At 73.9% G+C, this 25,611-nt stretch carries 14 protein-coding genes and 1 pseudogene; 9 read left to right on the top strand and 6 right to left on the bottom strand.

Going from position 1 to position 25,611, the window contains the following annotated elements:
• Positions 1 to 10: 10 nt before the first annotated feature.
• The 9 genes and pseudogenes from R3F55_00710 (at position 11) to R3F55_00670 (ending at position 8,981) form a co-directional block, all read left to right on the top strand.
• Complete coding sequence (locus tag R3F55_00710; GenBank protein ID MEZ5665964.1) at positions 11 to 1,099, top strand: sugar ABC transporter substrate-binding protein; 1,089 nt, start codon at positions 11 to 13, stop codon at positions 1,097 to 1,099.
• A gap of 96 nt (positions 1,100 to 1,195) precedes the next feature.
• Positions 1,196 to 2,719, top strand: coding sequence for a sugar ABC transporter ATP-binding protein (locus tag R3F55_00705; protein ID MEZ5665963.1), 1,524 nt, complete (start codon positions 1,196 to 1,198; stop codon positions 2,717 to 2,719).
• 203 nt (positions 2,720 to 2,922) lie between these two features.
• Positions 2,923 to 3,616, top strand: a pseudogene (locus R3F55_00700) (ABC transporter permease).
• Positions 3,617 to 3,821: 205 nt separating this feature from the next.
• Complete coding sequence (locus R3F55_00695; protein ID MEZ5665962.1) at positions 3,822 to 4,787, top strand: ABC transporter permease; 966 nt, start codon at positions 3,822 to 3,824, stop codon at positions 4,785 to 4,787.
• A 15-nt stretch (positions 4,788 to 4,802) separates the two neighbouring features.
• Entirely contained in the window at positions 4,803 to 5,594 is a 792-nt protein-coding gene (locus R3F55_00690) for an SDR family oxidoreductase (GenBank protein MEZ5665961.1), read from the top strand.
• Between the two features lie 14 nt (positions 5,595 to 5,608).
• Positions 5,609 to 6,559: a 3-hydroxyacyl-CoA dehydrogenase gene (locus R3F55_00685; GenBank protein MEZ5665960.1), complete on the top strand. Its 951-nt coding sequence runs from the start codon at positions 5,609 to 5,611 to the stop codon at positions 6,557 to 6,559.
• A 12-nt stretch (positions 6,560 to 6,571) separates the two neighbouring features.
• Positions 6,572 to 7,504 carry a 3-keto-5-aminohexanoate cleavage protein gene (locus tag R3F55_00680; protein MEZ5665959.1) on the top strand — a complete coding sequence of 311 codons (933 nt, stop codon included), beginning with the start codon at positions 6,572 to 6,574 and terminating at the stop codon, positions 7,502 to 7,504.
• Positions 7,505 to 7,555: 51 nt separating this feature from the next.
• Positions 7,556 to 8,449 carry an SMP-30/gluconolactonase/LRE family protein gene (locus tag R3F55_00675; protein ID MEZ5665958.1) on the top strand — a complete coding sequence of 298 codons (894 nt, stop codon included), beginning with the start codon at positions 7,556 to 7,558 and terminating at the stop codon, positions 8,447 to 8,449.
• Positions 8,450 to 8,567: 118 nt separating this feature from the next.
• Positions 8,568 to 8,981, top strand: a complete 414-nt coding sequence (locus tag R3F55_00670; protein ID MEZ5665957.1) for a GNAT family N-acetyltransferase — start codon at positions 8,568 to 8,570, stop codon at positions 8,979 to 8,981.
• Between the two features lie 10 nt (positions 8,982 to 8,991).
• Here R3F55_00670 and R3F55_00665 read toward each other — a convergent pair whose 3' ends face one another.
• The 6 genes from R3F55_00665 to R3F55_00640 all read right to left on the bottom strand — a co-directional run bounded on the left by R3F55_00665 (position 8,992) and on the right by R3F55_00640 (position 25,606).
• On the bottom strand, positions 8,992 to 14,229 hold the full coding sequence (locus tag R3F55_00665; GenBank protein ID MEZ5665956.1) for a VWA domain-containing protein: 5,238 nt from the start codon (positions 14,227 to 14,229) through the stop codon (positions 8,992 to 8,994).
• Between the two features lie 87 nt (positions 14,230 to 14,316).
• The gene (locus R3F55_00660; protein MEZ5665955.1) at positions 14,317 to 17,046 is read right to left on the bottom strand and encodes a hypothetical protein; all 2,730 of its coding nucleotides are present in this window, start codon (positions 17,044 to 17,046) and stop codon (positions 14,317 to 14,319) included.
• A 52-nt stretch (positions 17,047 to 17,098) separates the two neighbouring features.
• Positions 17,099 to 19,426: a hypothetical protein gene (locus R3F55_00655; protein ID MEZ5665954.1), complete on the bottom strand. Its 2,328-nt coding sequence runs from the start codon at positions 19,424 to 19,426 to the stop codon at positions 17,099 to 17,101.
• A gap of 344 nt (positions 19,427 to 19,770) precedes the next feature.
• The gene (locus R3F55_00650) at positions 19,771 to 22,317 is read right to left on the bottom strand and encodes a hypothetical protein (protein MEZ5665953.1); all 2,547 of its coding nucleotides are present in this window, start codon (positions 22,315 to 22,317) and stop codon (positions 19,771 to 19,773) included.
• A gap of 272 nt (positions 22,318 to 22,589) precedes the next feature.
• Entirely contained in the window at positions 22,590 to 25,337 is a 2,748-nt protein-coding gene (locus R3F55_00645) for a sensor histidine kinase (protein ID MEZ5665952.1), read from the bottom strand.
• Positions 25,338 to 25,342: 5 nt separating this feature from the next.
• The gene (locus R3F55_00640; GenBank protein ID MEZ5665951.1) at positions 25,343 to 25,606 is read right to left on the bottom strand and encodes a hypothetical protein; all 264 of its coding nucleotides are present in this window, start codon (positions 25,604 to 25,606) and stop codon (positions 25,343 to 25,345) included.
• Between the last annotated feature and the right edge of the window lie 5 nt (positions 25,607 to 25,611).

Raw genomic sequence — 25,611 nt, 5'->3', positions numbered from 1 at the left:
GGCGGCCGCGATGGGGGTCGCCGGCAGCCTGGCGCTGGCCGGCGCAGGCCAGGCGCAGGAGCCCTACAAGATCTTCCTGAGCATGAGCTATATCGGCAACGACTGGCAGGCCGAGGCGGCGAACATGGTGCAGGCGATGGCCGCCCACGCCAGCATGCGCGACCGGGTCGATCTGGAGGTCCAGGTCGCCGGCCCGAACGCCCAGCGCCAGATCCAGCAGATCAACTCCATGGTCCAGGCCGGCGCCGACGCCATCGTCGTCTACCCGATCTCGCCGACCGCCCTGAACAACGTGGTGCGCAACGCCTGCGATCAGGGCGTGCTGATCATCGCCTATGACGCGGAGATCACCGAGCCCTGCGCCTACAACGTGTCGATCGACCAGCTCGAGGCCGGCCGCGTCACCGCCGAATGGCTGGTGGAGCAGTTGGGCGGCGAAGGCGACATCGTGGTGGTCACCGGCGTGCCCGGCACCTCGGTCGACCAGCTGCGCACCCAGGCGGCGATGGAAGTGTTCGCCCAGCACCCCGGCATCAACGTGATCGCCGAGGCGGTCGGCATGTGGAGCCAGGCGGTCGCCCGCACCGAGATGTCGAAGATCCTGGCCACCCACGACTGGGACTCGATCGACGGCCTGTGGATGCAGGTCGGCTGCTACACCGCCAACGCGATGCAGCTGGAGGCCGGGCGCACGCCCGAGCAGCTGCTGCCCTGCGCCGGCGAGGGCGCCAACGGCGGCCGCATCCAGATGCTGCCGCTCGGCACCGAGGTCGAGGGTGCGTCCACGCCCTATGCGCCGCTGGGCGCGCCGCGCATCTCCTATGCCTCGCCGCCCTATTCCGGCGGCCTGGCGCTGAAGCTGGCGGTGTCGAAGCTGGACGGCAACGAGATCCCGGAACTGACCGTCCTGCCGCTGCCGATCGTCACCAACGAGACCATCCAGCTGTGCCAGGAAGGGACCTGGGACGAGATGGCGGCCGGCTGCAACGCCTTCCTGCCGTCGCTGGTGCCGAACCCCGGCTGGTTCGCGTCGATCTATTCGCCCGACACGCCCGAGATCGGGCTTGCCGCGGCGCTGGTCGGCCAGCCCGAGAACTGATCGGCGCAGCCTGAGCGCGCGCCGACGCTCCGCGCACGGGGCGGCCCTCGCGGCCGCCCCGTTTGCCGCAGGGGCCGGGCGCAGGGGGACCCGCCGGTGACCGCGATCTCGGTCCGCAACATCCGCAAGGCGTTCGGCGCCACCGTGGCGCTGGACGACGTCTCCTTCGCGGTGGCGGAAGGGGCGGTGCACGCGCTGCTGGGCGAGAACGGCGCCGGCAAGTCGACCATCGTCAAGATGCTGAGCGGCCTGCTGCGGCCCGACGCCGGCGAGCTCGCCATCCTCGACCGGCCGGCCCGGTTCGGCGCGCCGCGCGCGGCGCCCAGGGCCGGGGTGCAGACGGCGTTCCAGGAGCTGACCCAGGTCGCCGAGCTGACGGTGGCCGAGAACATGCTGATGCCCTATGCGCCGGTGAACCTGCTGGGCCAGGTGCGGCGGCGGCGGGCGGAAGCGGCGGTGGTCGCCCATCTGGAGCGCCTGGGCCTGGGCGAGGTCCATCCGCGCGAGGAGGTGCGGCGGCTCGACTTGTCGATCCGCCAGAAGATCGAGATTGCCCGCGCCATCTTCCGCCAGCCGCGCATCCTGCTGCTCGACGAGCCGACGTCGAGCCTGTCCGGCCGCGACATCGACTGGCTCGGCGGGCTGATCGCGGAGCAGAAGGCGGCCGGCACCACCATCCTGTTCATCTCGCACCGCATGCCCGAGGTGCGGCGCTTCTGCGACACGCTGACGGTGCTGCGCAACGGCAAGGACGTCGGCACCGCGCCGGTCGGCGAGCTCGACGACGACGCGGTGATCCGCATGATCATCGGCCGCTCGCTGGCCGCGACCTTCCCGGAGCGGCGCCGGGCGGTGCGGCCGGACCTGCCGCCGGCACTGTCGGCGCGGGGCCTGGCCACCATGGGCAAGCTGCGCGACGCCAGCTTCGACCTGCAGGTGGGCGAGGTGCTCGGCGTCGCCGCGCTGCAGGGCATGGGCCAGCAGGACCTGTTCCTGTCCTGCTTCGGCATGGCCGAGGCGACCGCGGGCAGCATCGCCGTCAACGGCAAGGAGGTCGCGATCACCACGCCGGTGGACGCGGTGCGTGCCAGCATCGGCATCAGCCTGGTGCCGGAGGAGCGCAAGACCGAGGCGCTGCTGCTGGAGCTGGACGGCCGCGTCAACGTCAGCCTGCCGGTGGTCGACCGCTTCACCCGCTTCGGCATCGTCCAGCGCGGCCGCGAGGCGGCGGCGGTCAACGAGATGCTGGACCTGGTCCAGGTGCACCGGCGCGCGCTTTACACGCCGCTGGCCGCGTTCAGCGGCGGCAACCAGCAGAAGGTGGCGATCGCCAAGTGGCTGCTGGCGCGCAGCGCCACCCTGATGATGTTCGACCCGACCCGCGGCGTCGACATCGGCACCAAGCACGAGCTCTATGTGCTGATCCGCGCCTTCGCCGAGGCCGGCGGCGCCGTGCTGTTCCATTCCACCGAGATCGCCGAGCTGGTCAACCTGTGCGACCGGGTGCTGGTGATGTATCGCGGCCGCATGGTGGCCGAACTGGCCGGCGAGGCCATCACCGAGGAGGCGATCATGCGCGCCGCCCTCGGCGGGACCGCGCCGAGCGAGGCGGCGGCGTGAGCGCCGAGACCGCAGCCGGCGCGTCGCACGGCGGCCAGGCCGCGCTGCGGCGCTGGGCGGACCGCAACCGCGGGCTCGGCGTCGCCGTGCTGGTCTTCGTCGGCCTGCTGCTGGTGGTCGAGGCGATCACCGCCTACGGCCTGACCTATTTCGACGCGCAGTCGCTGGTGTCGGCCACCGGCACCGCCAGCGCGCTGGCGGCGATGGGACAGACGCTGGTGGTGCTGACCGGCGGCTTCGACCTGTCGGCCGGCGCCGTCATCTCGCTGGTCAACGTCACGCTGGCCAGCGAGATGGGCATGACCGCCGATCCGACGACGATGGTCCTGCTGGCGCTGGCCGGCGTCGGCATCGGCGGCTGCGTCGGGCTGGTCAACGGCGTGCTGGTCGCGTTCCTCCGGCTACAGCCGATCGTGGTGACGCTGTCGACCATGTTCATCGTCCAGGGCCTGACCCTGCTGATCATGGACAAGCCCGGCGGCTTCACGCCGTTCGAGTTCTCGATCTTCTTCACCGGCGACGTGATCGCCGGCGTGCTGCCGGCGCCGGTGCTGGTGGTGCTGGTGGCGATCGCGCTGTGGCGCCTGGTCGCCGGCTCGCGGCTCGGCACCGCGCTCTATGCTGTCGGCAGCGACGAGGCCGCGGCCGCCGCGGCCGGTGCGCGTGCGGCTGACCAAGCTGGCCGCCTATGTCATGGCCGGCATGTGCTACGGCGCCGCCGGCGTGTTCTTCACCGCCCAGATCGGCGCCGGCGACCCGCTGGTCGGCCGGCCGATGCTGCTGCCGATGTTCGCCGCCATCGTCATCGGCGGAACCCGGCTGGGCGGCGGGCGCGGCAGCCTGGTCGGCTCCGCCATCGGCGCCTACATCCTGGCCGTGGTCGCCAGCATCATCTTCGTGCTGTCGGTCTCCGCCCTGTTCACCACCATCGTCGAGGGCGTGATCCTGCTGCTGGCGGTGATCGCCGCCTCGCTGGACCGCACATCGCCGCTGTTCTCCTCGGTCCGCCACCTGTGGCGCCGGCTGGACGCGGCGCGCCGCGGCGTGCTGCCGCGCCAGGTCGACGCGCGGCACCCCGCCGGCCCTGCCGCGGCCGGCGGCCTTGGCCGACACCGCGACCCCGGGCTGGCTGGCCCGCAACCGGCACATCCTGCGTTTCATCTGGCCGGCCTATGCCTGCTTCGCGGTGGTGCTGGTCGCGACCCAGCTGGTCTATGGCGACACCCTGTTCAGCTGGGGCTACTACAACTCGCTGGTGGTGCTGTCGTCGTTCATGCTGGTGCTGGCGCTGGGCCAGGGCGCGGTGATCCTGACCGGCGGGCTCGACCTGTCGGTGCCATGGACCATCGGGCTGTGCGGCATCCTCGCCGCCGGCATCATGGCCGGGACCAACGGCAACATCCCGCTGGCGCTGGCGGCTGCGCTGGGCGCGGGGCTGCTCGCCGGCCTGTTCAACGGGCTCGGCGTCGTGCTGCTCGGGCTGTCGCCGATCGTCACAACGCTGGCCGCCAACGGCATCCTGCAGGGGCTGGCGCTGCTCTACAGCAACGGCACGCCGGACGGCTTCGCCGCGCCGGGCCTGCGCTGGTTCATGACCGACCAGTCGATCGGCGTGACGCCGGTGGTGCTGAGCATGGTGCTGTTCGTGGGCCTTGCCGTCCTGCTGCTCGGTCACACCGCCTTCGGCCGGCGGGTGTTCGCGGTCGGCAACAGCCTGCGGGTGGCGCGCCTGTCCGGGGTCGACACCGGCCGCACCATGGTCGGCGTCTACATGCTGAGCGGCCTGTGCTCGGCGCTGGTCGGCGTGATGCTGGCCGGCTTCAGCGGCCAGGCCAGCCTGGGCATGGGCGACGACTATCTGCTGCCGTCGATCGCGGTCGTGGTGGTCGGCGGCACGCTGATCACCGGCGGCCGCGGCTCCTATGTCGGCATGATCGGCGGCGTGCTGCTGCTGGTCGCGCTGCAGACCCTGCTGGCCGGCACCACCCTGCCGGTCGCGTTCCGCGACATCATTTTCGGGCTGGTCGTGCTGGCCGCCGTGCTGGTGCTGCGCGAGCGCGCCCGCTAACCGAAGAGACAGGACATGACCGAACCCGCCGACGAGTTCCGCCCCCGCCCCGGCCTGCGCGTGCTGGTCACCGCCGGCGCCGCCGGCATCGGCCGCGAGATCGCCGAGGGCTTCCTGCGCAACGGCGCGCGCGTGTTCGTCTGCGATATCGACGAGGCGGCGCTGGTGGCATTCAAGGCCGCGCACCCCGCGGCGCTGACGACCCATTGCGACGTTGCCGACCAGGCCGATGTCGACGCCATGTTCGACCAGCTCGAGCGCGAGCTCGGCGGGCTCGACGTGCTGATCAACAACGCCGGAATCGCCGGCCCGACCACCACGGTGGAGGCGATGGACCCGGACGACTGGCGGCGTACGGTCGACATCAACCTGAATGGCCAGTTCTATTGCCTGCGCCGGGCGGTGCCGCTGCTGAAGCGGTCGTCGGACGCCTCGATCGTCGCGCTGTCGTCGGTTGCCGGGCGGCTGGGCTTCGCCCGGCGGCTGCCCTATTCGGCGACCAAGTGGGCGATCGTCGGCATGACCGAGAGCCTAGCGATCGAGCTGGGCCCGGACGGCATCCGGGTGAACTGCATCCAGCCGGGCATCGTCGAGGGCCCGCGCATCGACCGGGTGATCGCCGCCCGCGCGGCGGAGGAGGGCGTCAGCTTCGAGGAGATGCGCACGCGCAACCTGTCGAAGGTGGCGATGAAGAAGATGGTCACCGCCCGCGACATCGCCAACACGGCGCTGTTCCTGTGCTCGCCGGCCGGCGCCAACATCACCGGGCAGGCGCTCAGCGTCTGCGCCGGCGTGATCTCGCTGTAGGGAGGAGAACTGTCATGGCCGAAAAGGTCGGTCTCGTCGGCGGCGGCCTGATCGGCCGGGCCTGGGCCATCGTGTTCGCGCGCGCCGGATGCGACGTCGTGCTGTACGACAGCGTCGACGGCGCCGCCGCGGCCTCGCTGAAGGCGGTCGACGCGCTGCTGCCCGACCTGGAGGCGCAGGACCTGCTGGCCGGCGGCGACGCGGCCTCGGTGCGGGGGCGCATGCGGGCCGCGACCGGCCTGGCGGATGCGGTCGACGGCGCGGTCCACGTGCAGGAGAGCACGCCCGAGATCCTCGAGATCAAGCGCGAGGTCTGGCGCGGGCTGGACGCGGCCGCGGGGCCCGACACCGTGCTGGCCAGTTCCACCTCCGGCCTGTTGCCGTCCAGCTTCACCGAGGGATTGGCCGGCGGCCGGCGCTGCCTGGTCGCCCATCCGATCAATCCGCCCTTCGTGGTGCCGGCCGTCGAGCTGGTGCCGGCGCCGTGGACCGACAGGGCGGTGATGGAGCGTACCGCCGCGCTGATGCGCCGGGTCGGCCAGGCGCCGATCGTCATGGGCAAGGAGATCGAAGGCTTCGTGATGAACCGGCTGCAGGGCGCGCTGCTGCACGAGGCGTTCCGGCTGGTCGCCGACGGCGTGGTCGGCGCCGAGGACGTCGACATCGCGCTGAAGGACGGCATCGGGCTGCGCTGGTCGTTCATGGGCCCGTTCGAGACCATCGACCTCAATGCGCCGGGCGGCCTGGCCGACTATGCCGCGCGCTACGAGCCGCTTTACGCCGGCATCTTTCCCAGCCAGACAAGGCGAGTGGACTGGGTCGGCCCGCTGGCCGACTCGATCCAGGCCGAGCGGGCGAAGAAGGTGCCGCGCGACAGGCTGGGCGAGCGCGCGCTGTGGCGCGACCGCCGGCTGATGGGCCTGGTCGCCCACAAGCGCGCGATGGACAGCAAGTACGGGAAGTAGGAGACCGCCGACATGGCAGCAAAACGCAAGGTCATCATCACCTGCGCCGTGACGGGGGCGATCCACACGCCGTCGATGTCGGCCGCCCTGCCGGTGACGCCGACCGAGATCGCCGAGGCCGCGATCGGCGCGGCCGAGGCCGGCGCGGCGATCATCCACCTGCACGCGCGCGACCCCAACGACGGCCGGCCGACCCAGGACCCGGCGGTGTTCATGCAGTTCCTGCCGCGGATCAAGCAGGCCTGCGACGCGGTGATCAACCTGACCACCGGCGGCGCGCCGACCATGACCGTGGCCGAGCGCCTGCGTCCGGCGGCCGAGCTGCAGCCGGAGGTCGCCTCGCTGAACATGGGCTCGATGAACTTCGGCCTGTTCCCGATGCTGGAACGTTTCAAGGAGTTCAAGCACGACTGGGAACGCCAGCACCTGGTCAACAGCCGCGACCTGGTGTTCAAGAACACCTTTCAGGACATCGAGACGGTGCTGACCACCTGTTCCGGCAACCGCACCCGCTTCGAGTTCGAGTGCTACGACATCTCGCATCTGTACAACCTGGCCCATTTCCGCGACCGCGGGCTGGTCAAGCCGCCGATGTTCATCCAGTCGGTGTTCGGCATCCTCGGCGGCATCGGCACCCATCCCGAGGACCTGATGCACATGAAGCGGACCGCCGACCGGCTGTTCGGCGACGACTATCACTGGTCGATCCTCGCCGCCGGCCGCCACCAGATCCCGCTGGCGACGATGGGCGCCAGCATGGGCAGCAACGTCCGCGTCGGGCTGGAGGATTCGCTGTGGGCCGGCCCCGGCAAGCTGGCCGAATCCAACGCCCAGCAGGTCCGCATGATCCGCCACGTGCTGGAAGGCCTGTCGCTGGAGGTGGCGACGCCGGACGAGGCGCGCGAGATGCTGTCGCTGAAGGGTGGCGACGCGGTTGGCTTCTAGGCGCCGGCCGGCGTCAGCCTTTGCCGCAAGGGGCAACCGGGGAGGAGAACGATGAACATCGAAGTGCTGGTCGACGTGAAGACCGAGCTGGGCGAGGGGCCGCTGTGGGACGTCGACGAACAGCGGCTGTACTGGATCGACAGCTTCGGCGCCAAGGTGTTCCGCTGCGCGCCCGACGGCTCGGAGGTGCGCGCCTGGGAGGTGCCGGAGAAGATCGGCTCGATGGCGCTGCGCAAGGGCGGCGGCGCCATCGTCTCGCTGCGCACCGGGCTGCATGCCCTCGACTTCGACAGCGGCGACTGCACGCCGATCGCCGACCCTGAAGCCGACCTGCCCAGCACGCGGCTGAACGACGGCAAGGTCGACCGCCAGGGCCGCTTCCTGGTCGGCTCGATGGACATGAACGAGGACGACGGCGTCGGCGCGCTGTACCGCCTCGACCCCGACCTGTCGGTGACCAAGCTGGAGGGCGGCATCATCTGCTCGAACGGCCCGTGCTTCAGCCCCGACGGCCGCACCTTCTATTTCACCGACACCTGGTCGGGCGAGATCTCGGTCTACGACTACGACACCGCCAGCGGCACGCCGTCGAACAAGCGCTGCTTCACCCGGGTGAAGGACCTCGGCGCCGAACTGACCGGCCAGTACGGCGCCTATGACGGCGCCACCGTCGACGCCGAGGGCTGCGTCTGGACCGCGCTGGTCTATGCCGGCTACCTGCTGCGCTATGCGCCCGACGGCTCGCTCGACCGCCGCATCGACATGCCGGTGAAGAAGGTGACCAGCGTGATGTTCGGCGGCCCCGACATGGACGAGCTCTACGTCACCTCGATGGCCCGCCCGCCGCTGCCGCGCTTCCCCGGCGACGGCCCGCTGCGCGGCAGCCTGTTCCGCATCACCGGCCTCGGCATCCGCGGCGTGCCCGAGGCGCGCTTCGCCGGGTAGGGGACGCGCCTCGCTCGCCATCCGCGCTCTCGATGCCGAGCAGACGGCCGCGCGGCTGGACGCGCTGGCCGGCCTGCTGCACGCCTGCGTCCATGCCGGCGCCAGCATCGGCTTCGTGATGCCGTGCCCGCTCGCGGAAGCGGCGGCGTTCTGGCGCGACAAGGTGCTGCCGGCGGTGCAGGCCGGCAGCCGCGTGCTGCTGGTGGCGGAGGAAGGCGGCCGGATCGTCGGCTCAGGCCAGCTCGGCTGCGACACCCCGGCCAACGGCCGCCACCGCGCCGAGGTCTCCAAGCTGCTGGTCCATCCCGACGCGCGCCGCCGCGGCATCGCCCGCGCCCTGATGCTGGCGCTGGAGGACGCGGCGCGGGCGCGCGGCCGCAGCCTGCTCGTGCTCGACACCCGCACCGGCGACGCCGCCGAGCCGCTCTACGCCGCGCTCGGCTACCAGGTGGCCGGCACCATCCCCGGCTATTGCCGCGACCCGTTCGCCGAGCGGCTGGACGCCACCACGGTGATGTACAAGACGCTGTAGTGCAGCCCGCTCAGGGCAGGCGCACGGTCGCGGCCTCGCCGTCGGCTACGCTGGCCGGAATCGGCTCGGCCTCGCCGCAGGTCACCGCGTAACGGCCGGCAGGCACCTCCGCCGGTGGGCCGCCGACGGCGACGGTGGCGACATCGGCTCCGTCCGCGCCGCGGATCGCACACAGCGGCCGCATCGCATCGGCGATTGCCCGGTCGAAGCTGGCGGAATCCTCGGCCTGCAGGTACACGCCGCCCGAAGCGGCGGCCCAGGCGCGGAAGGTGTCGGCCAGTCCGGCGTCGTCGACGGCGAAGCCGACGATGTTGATGCGTGTCTCGATCCCGGCCTCGGCCAGGCGTGCGATCTCGGCAGCGGGGTCGCCGTCGCAGGTCTCCTCGCCGTCGGTGACCAGGATCACCAGCCGCGGCGGCGTCGCGGCCGCCAGGTCCTCGGCGACCAGCGCCAGCGCCTGGGCGATCGGCGTGCGCGCGCCGTCGACCGGCTGCAGCCCGGCGATGGCCGCCTGCGCGGCGACAGGATCGAGCGGGCCGGGCGGCACCGCCAGCGTGGTGTCGCAGCTACCCTCCGCGCCCTGACCGAACAGCCGCAGCGCGAACGGCGCGCCGGCGGGCACGATCTCGCCGGCCAGCCGGGCGAGGGTGGCCTGGGCCACAGCGATGCGCCGGCCGTCCGGCGTGCGCTGCAGCATGCTGCCGGAGACGTCGAGCAGCACCTCCACCGCTCCGTAGCTCGCTGCCGACAGCGCGGTGCCGTCGTCGCCGGCGACCACCGCAATGCTGCCGCGCCCCGTCTCGGCCGGTCCCGGTTCCGGCGGGATGCCGGCGGTCAGGCCATAGGCCATCGGCGCCTCCAGCACGGCGGCGAGGCGCCGCCACGCCGTCTGGTAGTCGCCGATCGAGGCGGCGACGGCCAGGTCGAACCCACCGGTGGCGAGCGTCCAGTCGCGCAGCAGCCCGGCCGGCCGCCAGCGGTCTTCACCCGGCACGATCGACGGCATCAGCAGGCCGTAGACGGCGGGCCGCTGCGCCGCCAGCCGCTGCCACAGCTCGCTGGCCAGCGGGCTCGGCTCGCTCTCGCCGTCGGTCAGCAGCACGACGGCGCGGCGGCCGTCGGCCTGGAACAGCGCCTCGGTGGCGGCGGACATCACCAGCTCGACGTCGCTGGAGCTGTCGAGCCAGTCATAGGCGGCGAGCGCGCGGTTCAGCGCCCGCCGGTCGGCGGTGAAGTCGCCGAGCAGCGGTGCCACCTCGCCACGGAACGGGAACAGGTTCAGCGCGGTGCGCGCCGGGTCGAGCCGGTTGATCAGGTCGGCCAGCGCCGCCCGCATCACCGGCTGCAGCTGCTGCACGCTGCCGCTGGTGTCCCACAGCACGGCGACCGCGGCCGGCGGCTGGAACAGCGTCACCGTGTAGGCGCCGGGTGCGACCGGCGCGACGTAGCGGGTGTGCTGCGCCGTGGCCTCGGTGCGCTCCAGCGCTGCCGCGCTGCCGTCGGCCGCGGTCATCGCGATGCCGACGCGGCCGCCCGACGGCTCGTCGACGGTCAGCGCCAGTCGGTCCATGCCGTCGGGCACGTCGACGACGAAGCTGTCGCGGGCATCGGCGCCGGCGAGCAGCCCGGTCCGCGTCTCGTTGAACGGCAGCGGGCGTGGGCCCGGTCCGGCCGCCGGCGGCAGCGGCCCGGTCGCAATCGCCTCCGGATGAGTCCACTCGAACGCGGCCGCGGCCCCGTCGTCGCCCCAGCTGCCGAGGATCGAGCGGTAGTCGTCGCCGACCGGCGCCTCGGTGACCGCGACATGCTGCGGATACGCCATGCGGGTGGCGCCAGCGGCGGCAAAGGCGGTGACGCGGAGATAGCGGGCCCAGACCGGCGCGTCGAACCGCAGCGGTCCGGCGGCGGGCAGCGGCCAGCGGCCGATGTCCTGCCAGGGCCCGGTCGCCGAATCCGCCGAGGCGGCAAGGGCGACGGCACCGGCCAGCGTCTCGGCCGGCGCCGCCGGGTCGTCCTGCCAGGCGAAGCCGGCAATCCGCGCGGCGCGGCCGTGGGCGAAGCCGATCACCCATTCCGCCGCGGCCGCATCCGCCGGTGCATCGGCGGCGATGTCGACGCCGTCGTCGGCCTGCGGCAGCCGCCAGACCACGTGGCCGCCCAGGTCCGGCCGGGCAATGTCGGGCCCGCCATCGCCGACCAGGTCGGACGGCAACGCGTCGGGCGCGGCGATGGCCTGCAGCTCGGCCAGGGTGACATAGGAGCCGCGTGCCTGGTTGCTGAGCGGCACCAGCCTGACGAAGCGGGCGGCCACCGGCGCCGGCAGCACGAAGCCCTGCAAGCCCGGCCGCGGCGACAGCGTGCCGCGCAGCGCCTGTGTGTAGGCCGCGCCGTCCAGCGAGGTTTCGATGGCGAAGTCGCGCAGCCGGTCCTCGACCGGCAGGCTGCCGGGGTCCAGGGCGAAGCCTATCAGGTCCACCGGCGCGTCGCCGGCCAGGTCGACCGTCGGCTGGACCGTGGCCAGCTCGTAGCCGGCGATCTGCGCGGTGCCGATCGCGTTGACGAAGCCGTCGGTCATTTCCGGCCGGCCGTCGACGGTGACGGCGCCGAGCGCCGCCCAGGCGACATCGACGCCGCCGAGCAGCGGGTCCGGCAGCCGCCAGGCGCGCTGCGGACCGACGACGACGGCGCCGACGGCCGGCGCGATCGACGCCCCGGCCACCGCCGGGGCGGTGCCGTCGGCGCTGGCCGCGATTTCCACCTGCACCGGCCCGTTGTCGGCGGCGAGCGGCGCCACGGTCAGCGCGACGGGCAGCGCGACGTCGGCGCCGGCCGCCAGCGCCACCGGACCGGGCGGCAGCGCCAGCCGCCACTGGCTGTCGCCGAGATGGGCGTGCAGCGTGACGTCCAGCGGGCTGCCGCCGGCGTTGGCCAGGCGCAGGGAGCCGGCGACGGACTGCGCCTGCGGCACGAAGGCGGCGACGGTGGCGCTGTCCAGCGTCAGTTCGGCCCGCAGCACGTCGGGCGGCGTTGCCGCCGCGGCGGTGCCGGCCAGCGCCACCGTTCCGGCATAGGGCCCCTCCGCCGCCTCGATGGCCAGGAACAGCCGGTCGGCGGCGGGCAGCTCGGCGGTCCAGGCGGTGCCGTCGAAGGTCAGCGCGACCAGGGTCGTCACGTCGTCGGGCGGCCAGCTGCCGGGCAGGTCGATCGCCTGCGCCACGCGGACGAAGGCGCGGTCGAGTGCGCCGCCCGGCGCATCGGGCGTCAGCGACAGCGTGGTCGCCGCGGCCAGCGGCGGCAGGCGGTACCAGTCGCCCTCCTGCGCGCCGAGGGTGCCGGCGATGCGGCCGTCGGCCGGCAACGGCGCGGCCTGCCACCAGCGGTCGTTCGGCTCCAGGTCTGCCGGCAACGCGAAATAGGAGGCCTGCTCCGCGGTCAGCCGATATGGCGTCGCCGCCGCGTCGTAGGAGCTGAGCGCAAGATAGATTTCGCCGGCCGGCAGCAGGCCGTCCCAGGAGACCGTGCGGGTCTCGTCCGCCGTGGCGGAGGCGCCCAGGCTGCCGAGGTCGAAGCCGGTCTCGCCCCAGCTCAGCGTCGCCTGCAGCCCGACCGCGCCGGGCAGGTCGATGGCCAGCCGCACATGGGTGTCGTTGGCCAGCGACAGCCGGTAGACGTCGATGTCGGCGGCGTCGGCGAGCCGGCCCTCGACGGCGCGACCCCCGGCCAGCGCCATGCCATCGACCGCCGACCCGTTCGGCTCCTGCTCCGGCACCGCGTCGGGGTCGGTGGTGCGGTTGGCCGGTCCGGTCGCGGTCGCCCGCAGCAGATAGCGGCCGTCGCGGCCGGCGACCTCGACGACATAGTCGCCTGCCGCCAGCGGCAGGTCGGCGATGCGCAGCAGGGCCGTGCCGTCCGGATCGGACGCTTCCGCCACCGGCGTGGCGGTGGAATCGTAGAGCGTCAGCCGCTGCAGCCCTTCGCCGGCCGCCTGGACCAGCCACAGCTGCGCCGCGCCGTCGACCGCGAAGCGGAACGCGTCGACGTCGTCGCCGTCCAGCGTGCCGAATGCTGCGCCGTCGTCGGCGAGGCGGCCGGCATTGGCGGCGTCGTCGTTCGGCTCGATCTCGGCGCCGGCCACCGGGGCCCCGCGGTCGGCGACGGTCAGCACGTAGCCGGCATCGACCGGCAGGCTGCCGGACAGGCAGACGACATGGCGCCCCTCGGCCAGCGTGGCGTCGGCGATGCGCACGGCGCCGTCGCCGCGGCGCTGCTGCGCCGGCATGCCGTCGGCGCCGACGAAGGCGAGGGTCAGGCCGGCACCGTCCGGCGCGCGCGCCGCGATGTCGTAGCGCCGGCCGGCCCCGGCGGCGTCGACCGCGATGGCGAAGCAGTCGCTGTCCTCGGCCGCGATCGAGCCGATCAGCCGGCCGGCCAGCGCCACGCCGGCCGCGACCGGGAAGGCGCGGTCGGCGTCGTCGTTGGGTTCCTCCTCGCGGTCCGGCGCGCGGGCGCCCTCGGCCGCGGCGGCGATGGCCAGGGCCGAGCCCTCCGGCGCGCCGAGCGCGACGATGGTGTAGTCGCCGGCGGCGAGGCCGAGGTCGGCGATGCGCACCGTGCCGGCGGCATCCGCCGCGACCGCGTTGACCAGGACCAGGCCGTCTGCGTCGCGCAGCTGGACGAACAGCGGCACGCCGAGCGGGCCGGTCGCCGTCAAGGACCAGCGCATGGCGGCGGCGTCCGCATCGAGCGTCCACGGCACCTCGACCTGGGCGGTTGCCGCGGCGGTCAGCGCGAAGGCGCCGGCCTGCGCGCCCGGCGGCTCCGGCTGCGGCAGCGGCGCCGGCGTCGCCACGGCGTTGAGCCGGTAGAACAGGGCGCCGGTGTCGCTGGATACGAGGACGCCGTAGCGCCCGGGCAGCAGCACCGCTGGCGGCGTCTCCGCCGCGCCGTCGGCGGCGATGTCCGCCAGCGTCTCGGCCTGGATCGCGGTGGTGCCGTCGTCGGCGAAGAACAGGGCGAACAGCTGCAGGTGGGCCTGCTGGCCGGGCAGGCCCTGCAGCGACAGCTGCCAGGTGGCTGCCTCGTCGACCTGCCACAGCAGGGTGTCCTGGTCCGGTCCGTCGACCGAACCGGCCACGCAGAACGCTTCGGCGACGGCCTGGGCGTCGGCCATGGCGTCGTTGGGCTCGACCTCGGCGATGCAGGCGGCCGTCGCCCGATCCGCCGCCAGGACCACGAGCCCGGCCAGCAACAACCAGATCCCCCGCCTGCACCGCATTCCGTCCGCCCTCACTGCCTGCGCGCGCCGCTGCGGCCGCCCCTGTGGTCGACCGCCGGTTCAGCCGGCAATCACCGCGACGACGCCGCCGATCAGCGAACTCGCACCGGACAGGACGAAGCCACCGATGCCACCCGCGACCGCGCCGGTAATGCCGCCGGCCACGCAGATGGCGGCGCCGGCATAGGCACCGGGCATGCCGGCGGCGATCGTCAGCGCCATCAGTGCGAAGCAGCCGCCGACCTGGATGCCCTGGAACCAGACCAGAAAGGCCTCTTCGGTCATCACCGCACCGCCGGCCGGGTTCATGCCCAGGGTCGTGCCGGTGGCCGGGTCGACGCGCCACCAGGCCGCCAGCGGCCCGGCCGGGCCCGCGGTCGCGCCGGGCGGCAGCAGGACGACGGCACCGTCGGCCAGGTCGCGTGCGATCGCGGCCGTTGCCTCCGGCGGCAGATCGAAGGCCGCCAGCGCGGCCGGATCGGGCGAAATGAGCCGCTGCCAGCCGCGGCCGGCGGCCAGGTCGGCCTCGTGCAGCGCCGCCGCATTGCCGATGGCGCCGTCGCCGGCCAGCGTGTCCTCGACCACGGTGTCGCGCACGCCCTGCGCGACCCGGCTGGCAAAGGCGTCCGCGCCGGACACCGCCACGTCGTTGGCGACGATGTCGAACAGCAGGCTCGCGGTCAGGTCGGCCGCGCCGGTCCCGGCGATTCCCTGCCAGGTGAGCACGACATTGGGTCGGTCGAGATAGAGATCGGGTGTGGCGCCAGACGGCGCAAACCGGTTGAGGGCGAAGCGCAGCATCGGCAACTGGATGCGCGGCAGGTCGGTCGCCGCCCCGGCCGCCGTCGGGTCAGACTCCCGCAGCAGCGGAGCCACGGCCCGCAGCAACCCCGCGCTGTCGCGGGCGAGGTCGTGCCGCAGCGCGCTGGGCGCCGGCGCCGCCCCGAGCACCATGACGTCGACCTCGCGCATCAGCCCCAGCGCGCGCCGCATGCGCTGGGCCGCGGACAGGTCGGGCGCGGCGCCGCTGGCGCGCGCGTCCGGGCCGAGCAGGTCGAACACGGTGCGGCGCTGCACCGCGGCGGCGGCCCCCGGCCGCTCCACCGCGATCTCCAGCCACTCGGCGGTGATGCGGACCGGCGCGTTGGCTTCGTCCGGCGCGGCCTGCGGCTCCGGTGCATCGTCGTCGAACAGGCCGCCGACCCGCTGCTCGAAGTCGCCGAACATGGTCGGCTCGATGCCGAGCGCCTGCATGGTCGCGCGGTCGGCGGGCAGCACCTCGCCGCGCATGGTGAACAGCCGGTCCGTCACCAGCTCGTCGCCGATGCGCAGCTCCGGCTGCCAGACCCAGGCGTCGGCCGCGGCCTGCAGCACCGCGGCGACGGGGTCGGGCTGCTCGAGCAGCCGCTGGGCCGGGGGGGTGCCCAGGGGCGCCTGGCGCAGCGTTATTGCCTGCCCGTCGAGCAGGCCGGGGACCAGGCGATGGTCGAGAATGGTCTCCTCGTGCAGCTGCCCGTCCTGCCAGATCTCGACGACCAGCCGCAGGGCGACGGCATGGCGCAGTTCGTCGGGCAGTGCCTCCGGCGCCATCGTCTCGTGCGGCGGCGGCGCGACCACGGTCGGCGCGGAGGGATCGGCATCGACCCAGCCGTCGCCGTCGCGGACCTGCACCCACCAGTGATCCTGCAAGGCGGCGACGGCCTCGGCATCCGCGCCGGCATCGGCACCGGCGGACACGTCGCCAAGCGCGGCGAGCACCGCATCGGCCAGGCGGGCGCTGCGGCTGTCGATGGTCGCGGCATCGGCGCGCGCGCGCTCCTGCGCCGCCGCCACGTCGGCGGCCAGCGCCTGCGCGAAGTCTGCCGACGCATCGGTCATCTGGGTGGCCAGGATCGCCCGGCCGGCCGGATCGGCGGCATCGGCGACCGCCGTCGCCGGAGCGTCGCGCAGCGCCGCGGCGGCATCGGCCGAGAGGGCGGCGCGGGCCAGCCGCACCTCGTAGCCGGCGTCCGCCAGCATCGTGGCGAGCAGCAGCGCCCGGTCGAGGCTGTTGCCGTGGCGGTCCATCAGCGTGCCGCGGGCGCCCCGCAGGCTGCCGCGATAGGGCACCAGCACGATGTTCTGCCGGGTCCAGTCGGTCAGTGCGTCGACCGAGAGGCCGGCGGCCTGCACCGTTGCCAGCGGATCGAAGCGGCTCCGCGGCGCGTCGCGGACGAATGCATCGAGCGCACCGGCCAGGCCGTCGAGGTCGTCGGCCAGCGCGACCAGGCCGGGATCGGCTGCATCCGCGGCGGCAGTCGCCACCGGAGGCGGCGGGCTGGCAAGCGCCTCGGCCGCAGGGGCAAAGCCCTGGTCGGCGGCCGCCGTCAGCCAGCGCGCGGCCGCGACCGGGTCTGCGGCGACGCCGTCGCCGGTCTGCAGCATGACGCCCAGCGCATATTGGGCGTCGGCAAGTCCGTCGGTGGCGGCCCAGGCATAGAGCTGCGCCGCCGCGTCGGCCTGGCCGTCGCGCTGCAGCGCGCGCCCGTACTGGAAGGCCAGCCGCGACGAATCCGGATGGTCGCGCAGCGCCTGGGCGCAGGCCGCGATCGCGGCTTCGGCGTCGATGGCCTCGAGGGCGATCCCGGCCACGCCCGCAGCCGGGTCGGGCGCGGCGGCCAGCCGGTCGCAGTCCTCCGACGGTGTCGCAGCGGCCAGCGGCGCGGCCGATGCGGCGACGAAGGCCGCGGCAAGAACGCACCGTGCGACCGTGGCGCGCCGGGGCAAGGGCGACCTGACTTCCTGCTTCAAGATTTTCGCAACTCCGCTGTCGGCCCCGGCTGCATGCCGGAGCGTCGTGGTCTCATATGCCGGCAACGGCGGCGGCGACCGTGCCGCCCAACGCCACCGAGGCGCCGATCAGCGCGGCCATCGCCGCGCCGTCGACAATGGCGACGGCGCTGGTGATCCCGCCGGCGATGCACAGCGCCGCACCCACCGCGACCCCGCCCATGCCGCCGCTGATCGCCATGCCCAGCGCGACGAAGCAGCCGCCGACCTGAACGCCCTGCGCCAGCAGCACCGCGCGCTCGGTCATCGCCGCGCCGCCGGCGAGATTCATGCCGAGGGTGGTGCCGGTCGCCGGGTCGATCCGCCACCACGCGACCTGCGGCCCCGCCAGCGTGGCGACCGGCGCCGGCGGTGCGAGGACGACGGCGCCGGCCTCGGTCTGCGCGGCGATGGCGGTGCGCACGTCGTCTGCCAGCGCCAGGCCACGCAGCGTGCCGGCATCGCCCGGCCGCACGACCACCCAGTCCTGGCCTGCGGCCATGTCGGCCTCGAACAGGGCGGCGGCGTTGCCGGTCGGGCCGGGCCCGGCCAGCGCGTCCTCGGCGACGGTGTCGCGCACGCCCTGGGCGAGCCGGGCCGCGAAGCCGTCGGCGCCGGCCGGCGTGCCGACGCCGTTCTCGACGATGTCATAAAGCAGGGTGGCGCGCAGGTCGTCCCTGCCGGTCCCGGCCCAGCCGCTCCAGGCCAGCACGATGTTCGGCCGGTCCAGGTACGGCTGCGCGTCCGCGCGGCTGTCCTGGCGCAGCAGCGCATGGCGGTACAGCGGCAGCTGGATGCGCGGGATGGTGTCCATCGGCGCCACCGCCGCATCCGGGCCCTGGCCGAGCAGGGCGGGCAGCGCGCGCAGCAGCGCGGCGGCGTCGCGGCCCATCGTGGCGCGGACGAAGCTGGCCGGCAGGGCCGCACCGGTCACCAGAATGTCGACCTCGCGCATCATGCCGAGCGCCCGCTGCAGCCGTTCGGCCGGACCCACGGCCGGCGCGGCCGGCACGCCCGCGGCGCGCGCGGCGGGCCCGATCAGGTCGAATACCGGCCGGCGGTGAACCGCGGCCGGCGCGCCCGGCACCTCGACCGTGAATTCCAGCCATTCCGCGGTCAGCCGCAGCGGCGCGGTCGCCTCGTCGGGCGGCGACGCCGGCTCGGCCGGCTGCTCGTCGAACACGGTGCCGAGGCGGTCGCCGAGGTCGCCGAAGATGCCGGTGCCGATGCCCAGGCCACGCAGCGTCTCGGGGCCGGCCGGGAGCACCTCGCCGCGGGTGGTGAACAGGTTCTCCTCCAGCGCCTCGTCGCCGACGGTCAGCACCGGTTGCCACACCCAGGCGTCGGCGGCGGCGGCAAGCGCCGTCGTCGCGAGATCCGCCGGGGTGTCCGAAAGCACGGACGCGGCCGGCGGCGCGCTCATCGGGATGTGGCGCAGCACCACCGGTCGGCCGATCAGCGCGGCCGGGACCAGCGGCTCGGTCATCACCGTCTGCTCGCGCAGGCGCCCCTGCTCCCAGAACTCGACCACCAGCCGCAGGGTGACGCGGTGCTGCAGCGCGTCCGGCAGGGCGTCGGCGGCGAAGCTCTCCTGCGCCGCCGGTGCGGCGACAAGTGCTGCGGACGGATCGGCGTCGACCCAGCCGTCGCCCTCGGCGACCTGGACCCACCAATGGTCGGCGAGGGCCGCGTCGAAGTCGCCGCTGGCGCCGGTCCCGCGCTCGCCCAGTGCTGCCAGCAGATCGGCGGCGATGGTGTCGCTGCGCCGGTCGACCGTCTCGGCCAGCGCGCGTTGCCCCTCGGTCTCGCGCGCCACCGTTTCGGCCAGCGGCGCCAGCGCGTCGCCGGCAGCTTCGGCAAGCCGGGCAACGGTGGCGGCCCGGTCCGGCGCCGGGTCGTCGGCGATGGCGACGGCGGAGGCATCGCGCAGGGCGGCCGCGGAAGCGGCGTCCAACGTCGCGTGCGCCAGCCGCACCTGGTATCCGGCCATGCCGAGCAGCTCGGCCAGCAGCAGCGCGCGGTCCAGGCTGTTGGCGTGGCGGTCCAGCAAGGCGCCGCGGGCGCCGCGCAGGCTGCCGCGATAGCCGACCAGCGCCACGTTGTCGGCGACCCAGCCGGTCAGCGCCTCGACCGACGGTCCTGCCGCCTGCAACACCGCCACCGGGTCGATGCGGCTGCGCGGGGCGTCGCGGCCGAGCGCGTCGAGGACCTCGGCCACGCGGTCCAGGCCCGCGGCCAGCGCATCGTCGCCGACCGGCTCCGCGCCGGCGGCGGCCGCCGCCCGTACCCGCGCCAGCGCCTCGGCCGCGCCGGCCAGGCCGTCGTCGGCGGCCCAGGCATAGAGCCGCGCCGCCGCCTCCACGTCGCCGCTGCGCCCAGCGCGCGGGCATATTGGTAGGCCAGGCGCGGTTCGGCGGGGAAGTCCCGCAGCGCCTGCGCGCATGCGTCCAGCGCGGCCGCGGCGTCGATGTCCGCAAGCGCGACGCCCGGCACGCCCGCCACGCCGCCGGGCTCCGCCGCCAGCCGGTCGCAGGCGTCCGCGGCGCTCTCGTCGGCGCGCGCCGCCGATGCGGCCACGATGGCGGCGCACGCCAGGGCGGCGGTCCGGCACAGCAGGCCGGCGTTCCGCCCGGAAACGACGCCCGACAGGGACGCCGGTTGTCGCGATCGCATTGTTCCGGTCACCTTGCCCCCCAGGCCTGCCGGCTAGCCGGTCCCGATCAGGATTCCGGTGGCCAGCATCGCCGTGACCATGGCAATCACGCCGCCGCCGATGCCGCCGGCCACCGCGCCGCCGACCCCGCCCGCGGCACAGGCCATGCCGGCGGCGGCGCCGCCGGCGTCGTTGCCGGCAATGGCCCTGCCGAGCATCATGAAGCACAGGCCGGTCTGCACGCCCTGGGCGACCAGAAAGGCGTTCTCGACCATGTCGGCACCGCCGTGCGGGGTCATGCCCAGGGTCGTGCCGCTGCGTGCATCGATCCGCCACCATGCGACCTTCGGCCCGGCGTCCGTCTCGACCGGGCTGGGCGGTGCCACCACGTAGGCGCCGCCGGCAAGGTCGGCGGCGATGGCGGCCCGTGCCGCGTCCGGCAGCGCCAGCCCGCCGACTGCGCCGGGGTCGGCGGGGTCGAGCAGCAGCCAAGGCCGTCCGGCGGCGAGGCCGGCCTCGTAGAGCGAGGCGGTGCTGCCGGGAACCCCGGTACCGGCCAGTTCGTCCTCGGTGACGGAGTCGCGCACGCCCTGGGCCAGCCGTGCCGCAAATCCGTCGGCCGCCACCACGCCGACGTCGTTGGCGACGATGTCGTATTGTTGCCAAGGCTGCAGCGCGTCTGCCCGCTCGCCGTCGAGGCCGGTCCACAGCAGCGAGACGTTGGGGCGGTCGAGATAAGGCCGGGCGGCGGTACCGGCGAAGCGCAGCGCCGCGTAGCGGTAGAGCGGCAGCGGGATCCGCGGCAGGCCGACGGTCGGCTCCGCCGTCGGTTCCGCGCCGTCCCGCAGCGCCGGCGCCAATGCGCGCAGCAGCGCCGCCATGTCGCGGGCCAGCACGCCGCGGACGAAGTCGGCCAGCGTCGAGGCGCCGGCGATCTGGATGTCGACCTCGCGCAGCAGCGCCAGCGCCCGGCGCTGCCGTTCGGCGCGGTCGAGCGTCGGTGCAGGGACCGGGGACGCCGAACGTGCGACCGGGCCGAGCAGGTCGAACACCGTGCGCCGCTGCAGCACCGGCGCGGCGCCAGGCACGTCGATCTCGATCGCCAGCCACTCGGCCGCGACCCGCACCGGCGCGTTGGCCTCGTCCGGCGCGACGGGCTCGGCGGCAACCGGCTCGTCGCTCAGCATCGAGACCGCATCCTGCGAGACCGCGTTGGTGTCGCCGAACAGGGTCGGTCCGAGGCCGAGTTCGCGCAGCGAGTCGGCGTTCGCCGGCAGCACCGTGCCGGCCGTTGTGAACAGACGGTCGGCAAACACCTCGCCGCCGATGCTGAGTTCCGGTTGCCAGACCCAGGCCTCCGTTGCCGCCGCCAGCGCCGTCTCGGTGGCATCGGCACCGGGCGTCGCCCGGAACGCCGGCAGCGCGCTGACCGGCAGTTGGCGCAGCACCACCGGCCGGTCGAGCAGGTCCGCCGGCACCAGCCGGTGCTCCAGCACCGTTTCCTCGCGCAGCCCGCCGTCGACCCAGAACGCCACCACCACGCGCAGCACGACCGCGTGCTGCAGCGCTGTCGGCAGATCGGTCGGTGACAGCGTTTCCGCCGCGTCGACATGCCCGACCGTGCCGGCCGATGGGTCGGCGTCGGTCCAGCCGGGCAGCAGGCCGCCGGTGCGTCGGACCTGGACCCACCAGTGATCCTGCAACGCCGCGATCGCGGCGGCGCGGTCGGCGGCGGCGGTCCCGACCGCGACGTCGCCGAGCCGGGCGAGCAGGTCGCGGCTCATCGCGTCCGAACGCCGCTGCACGGCGTCGGCGACGGCACGATCGTCGGCTGCCGCGCGCGCCAGCGCCGCGGGCAGGTCCGGCACCGCACCGCCGGCCGCCGCGGTCAGGCGTTGCGCGAGCGCTTCGGCGGACAACGCCGGCGCCGGCTCGTCCGGCGGCGCGGCATAGGCGTCGAGCAGCGCCGCGGCCGTCGCGGCGTCGAGCGTGGTACGGGCCAGCCTGACCTCGTAGCCGGCGGCCGACAGCAGCGCGGCCAGCAGCAGGGCGCGATCCAGGCTGTTGCCGGTCCGGTCGATCAGCGTGCCGCGGGCGCCGCGCAGGCTGCCGCGATAGGGCACCAGCGCGGTCTGGTCGGCCACCCAGGCGGTGACGGCCTCGACCGGCGCGCCGGCCGGCAGCGGCACCGCATCGAGGTCGAACCGATCGCGCGATGCGTCGCGGCGCACGCCGTCGAGGGCGTCCGCGAGCGCTTCCAGCCCGTCCGGCAGGTCGGTCGGCGACGGGTCGGCGACTGCGGCGACGGGGGTTGCGGCCGCCGGCGGGCCCGACGCGACGACAGGGTCCGCGGCATAGCCCTGGGCCGCCGCCGCGTCCAGCCAGCGGCGCGCCGCCGCCGGGTCGGCCGGCACGCCGTCGCCGGTCTGTAACATGATGCCGAGCGCATATTGCGCCGGCGCGAAGCCGTCGCCGGCCGCCCATTCGTACAGTCGGGCGGCGGCCGGCGCCTGGCCGGCGCGGTGCAGGGCGCGCGCATACTGGAAGGCAAAGCGGGCGGTGCCCGGCTGGGCCTGCACCGCGGCCGCACAGGCGGCCATGGCGGCTTCGGCATCGATGTCGGCAAAGGCGACGCCGGCGACGCCGGCACCGTACCCGGCAGCGCGGCCAGCCGGTCGCAGTCGGCTGCGGATGCGTCGTCCGCGGCGGCATCCTGCCCGCGCGCGGCGACGAGCCCCACGGCGATGAACGCGAAAGCGAGCACGGAACCGCGACGCACCGCCGGACCCTCGGCAGATGTGCAGATGCGGCTGCTACATTATACCCGGGCGGGGGCGTTGTCTCGCGGATTGCGCCGGGGGCCGGCGCCGCCCTATGCCGCCTGGGTCTCGCCGCGCGCCTCGGCCCGCACCAGCGGCAGGCTGACCGAGAAGGTGGCGCCGGCACCCTTGGTCGACACCACCCAGATCCGCCCGCCGAACTGCTGGACGATCTGGCGGGCGATGGCCAGCCCCAGCCCGCTGCCGCCGGAGCTGCGCTCGCCGGCGTCCCAGCCGCGCGCGAACTTGGAGAAGATCACCGCCTGGTCGGCCTCGGCGATGCCGGGCCCGTTGTCGGCGATGTGCACCTGGTAGCGGCCGTCGCGCACCTCGCTGCGCACGGAGACGCGCGGGTCGGCGGCGTCGTTGTACTTGATCGCATTGGACAGCAGGTTGATGAACACCTGCTTCAGCCGGTCGCGGTCGGCGCGGACCAGGGCGGCGCGGCCGGGCGGCGCCGTCTCGATCCGGGTGGCCGCGCGCTCGGCCAGGCCGGACATGGTGGCGACGGCGTCGGCCAGCACCGCGTCGGGGTCGAACACCTGCACCGGCCACGGCACGTCGGCATTCTCCAGCCGGCTCAGGTCGAGGATCTCGTCGAGCAGGCGGGTCAGCCGCTGGCTCTCGTTGACGATGATGTCGAGGAAGCGGCGCGCCTGCTCGCTGTCCAGATCCTTCAGCTCCAGCAGGATCTCGGAGAAGGAGCGGATCGAGGTCATCGGCGTGCGCACCTCGTGGCTGACCCGGCTGAGGAAGTCGTCCTTCATGATGTCCAGCCGCTTCAGCTGCTCGTTGGCGTTGCGCAGCTGCTCGGCGGTCAGTTCCAGCTCGCGCGACTTCTCCTCCAGCCGGCGGCTGTACTCGATCAGCTGCTGGGTCTCGTCGAGGATCTTCATCACCTGGTCCAGGCTGATGGTCTCGCCCGTCGCCACCCGCGACACCATCGCCCGCGCCGAGGCGGCGCCGATCGAGCCGGCGAGCTGGCGCTCGACGAAGGCGATGAATTCGGGGTCGGGGTCGGGCAGGCTGTCGCCGCCACCCTGGCCGCGGGCATAGTCCTGGAAGATGCGCACCGCCTGCTCCGGCCCGATGATGCGCTGGGCCAGCATGTAGAGGTCCTCGACCGCGGCCGAGCGCTGCCACACCCGCGGTTCGCTGCCCGGCGGGTTGCGGAACACGTCGACGAACAGCGTGCCCTGCAGGCGCTCCAGCGGCTTGGCCTCGCTGAGCAGCGACACCGCCACGTAGAAGAACACGTTGGCGCTGAGGCACCAGAACAGCGCGTGGACCAGCGGGTCCCAGCCCTCGGCGCCGAACAGCGCCTCCGGCCGCAGCAGGGCGACGTTCCAAGGGCCGTGCTCGATCAGTCCGGCGAAGGCCCAGCCGGAGCGCTCCAGGCTGGGCACCAGCAGGGTGTAGGCCCACAGCAGGAAGCCGGCGCTGAGCCCGGCGATGGCGCCGCGCGCGGTGCCGCCGCGCCAGAACAGCCCGCCCAGCATCGCCGGCAGGAACTGGGCGACGCCGGCGAAGGAGATCAGCCCGATCGAGGCGAGCGCGTCGGACTGGGCGCTGATCCGGTAGTAGAGCCAGCCGAGCAGCAGGATCAGCACGATGCTGATCCGCCGGCTGGCCAGCAGCAGCGTCTTCACGTTCCAGCGCGGGCTGGCCGACAGCCCGGGCACCCGCAGCAGCACCGGGATGACGATGTGGTTGGAGATCATGATCGACAGCGCGATGCAGGCCACGATCACCATCGAGGTGGCCGACGAGAAGCCGCCGATGAAGGCGAACAGCGCCAGTCCGTTCTGCCCCTCCGACATCGGCACCGTCAGCACGAACAGGTCGGGATTGGCGCCGGCCGGCTGGGTGATCAGCCCGGCCGCGGCGATCGGGATGATGAACAGGCTGATCAGCAGCAGATACAGCGGGAACAGCCAGGAGGCGGTGTAGAGGTGGCGCTCGTTGGAGATCTCCACCACCGTCACCTGGAACTGGCGCGGCAGGCACAGGATCGCGGTCGCCGACAGGAAGGTGATGGTGATCCAGCGCGGCGCGAAGCCGTCGGGCAGGTGGACCAGCTGGTCCATCGCCCGGCCCAGCGCAGCGCCGTCGATCACGCCGGCCAGCCCGACCCCGCCGAGCCCGAACACCACGAACAGGCCGACGGCGACCAGCGCCATCAGCTTGACCAGGGATTCGAAGGCGATGGCGGCGACGACGCCGGGGTGATGCTCGTCGGCGTCGACATTGCGGGTGCCGAACAGGATGGTGAATGCCGCCATGGCGACGGCGACCCAGAAGGCGGTGTCGAACAGCGGGCCGGCGAAGCCGTCGGGGTCGACGCTGCCGGCCGCCTGGGCGACCACGCCGAAGCTGATGGTGACCGCCTTCAGCTGCAGCGCGATATAGGGCGTGGTGCCGATCACCGCGATCAGGGTGACCAGCACCGACAGCGAGGTGCTCTTGCCGTAGCGCGAGGAGACGAAGTCGGCGATCGAGGTGATGCGGTGGGTCTTGCTGATCCGCACCAGCTTGCGCAGCAGGAACCACCAGCCGATGAACACCAGGGTCGGGCCCAGGTAGATCGCCGCGAACTCCAGCCCGTTGCGCGCGGCAGAGCCGACCGCGCCGTAGAAGGTCCACGAGGTGCAGTAGACCGCGATCGACAGGGTGTAGACCGCGGGCGAGCCGAGCAGGCCGCGCTGGCCGGCCTTGGCGCGGCGGTCGCTGAGGAAGGCGAGCACGAACAGCAGCGCCACATAGGACAGCGCGGTGAAGAGGACGAGCCCGGTGTCGAGCACGGCGCTCAGTCCGGGCCGTCGGCCGGCCGGCCCTTGTCGGCCGTGTCGCCGCCTGTCGCATCGGCCTCGCCGGCGGCGAGCCGGCGCGACAGCCACCAGCCGGCGGCGACCAGGCCGAACCACACCGCGAAGACATAGACGTGCAGCACCGGAATGCCGAACAGGGTGCTGTCGGTGTCGAACAGCGCCAGGATCGGCGGCAGCAGCAGGAACAACCCGAACAGCGGGACGACGAAGGCCGCCTCCTTGGCGCGGGTGAACCTGGTCATCCGGC

The organism is Alphaproteobacteria bacterium (assembly GCA_041396705.1).
Taxonomy (GTDB): Bacteria; Pseudomonadota; Alphaproteobacteria; order CALKHQ01; family CALKHQ01; genus CALKHQ01.
The sequence above is the reverse complement of the archived record's forward strand: the minus strand, read 5'-3'. Positions and strand labels throughout refer to the sequence as shown.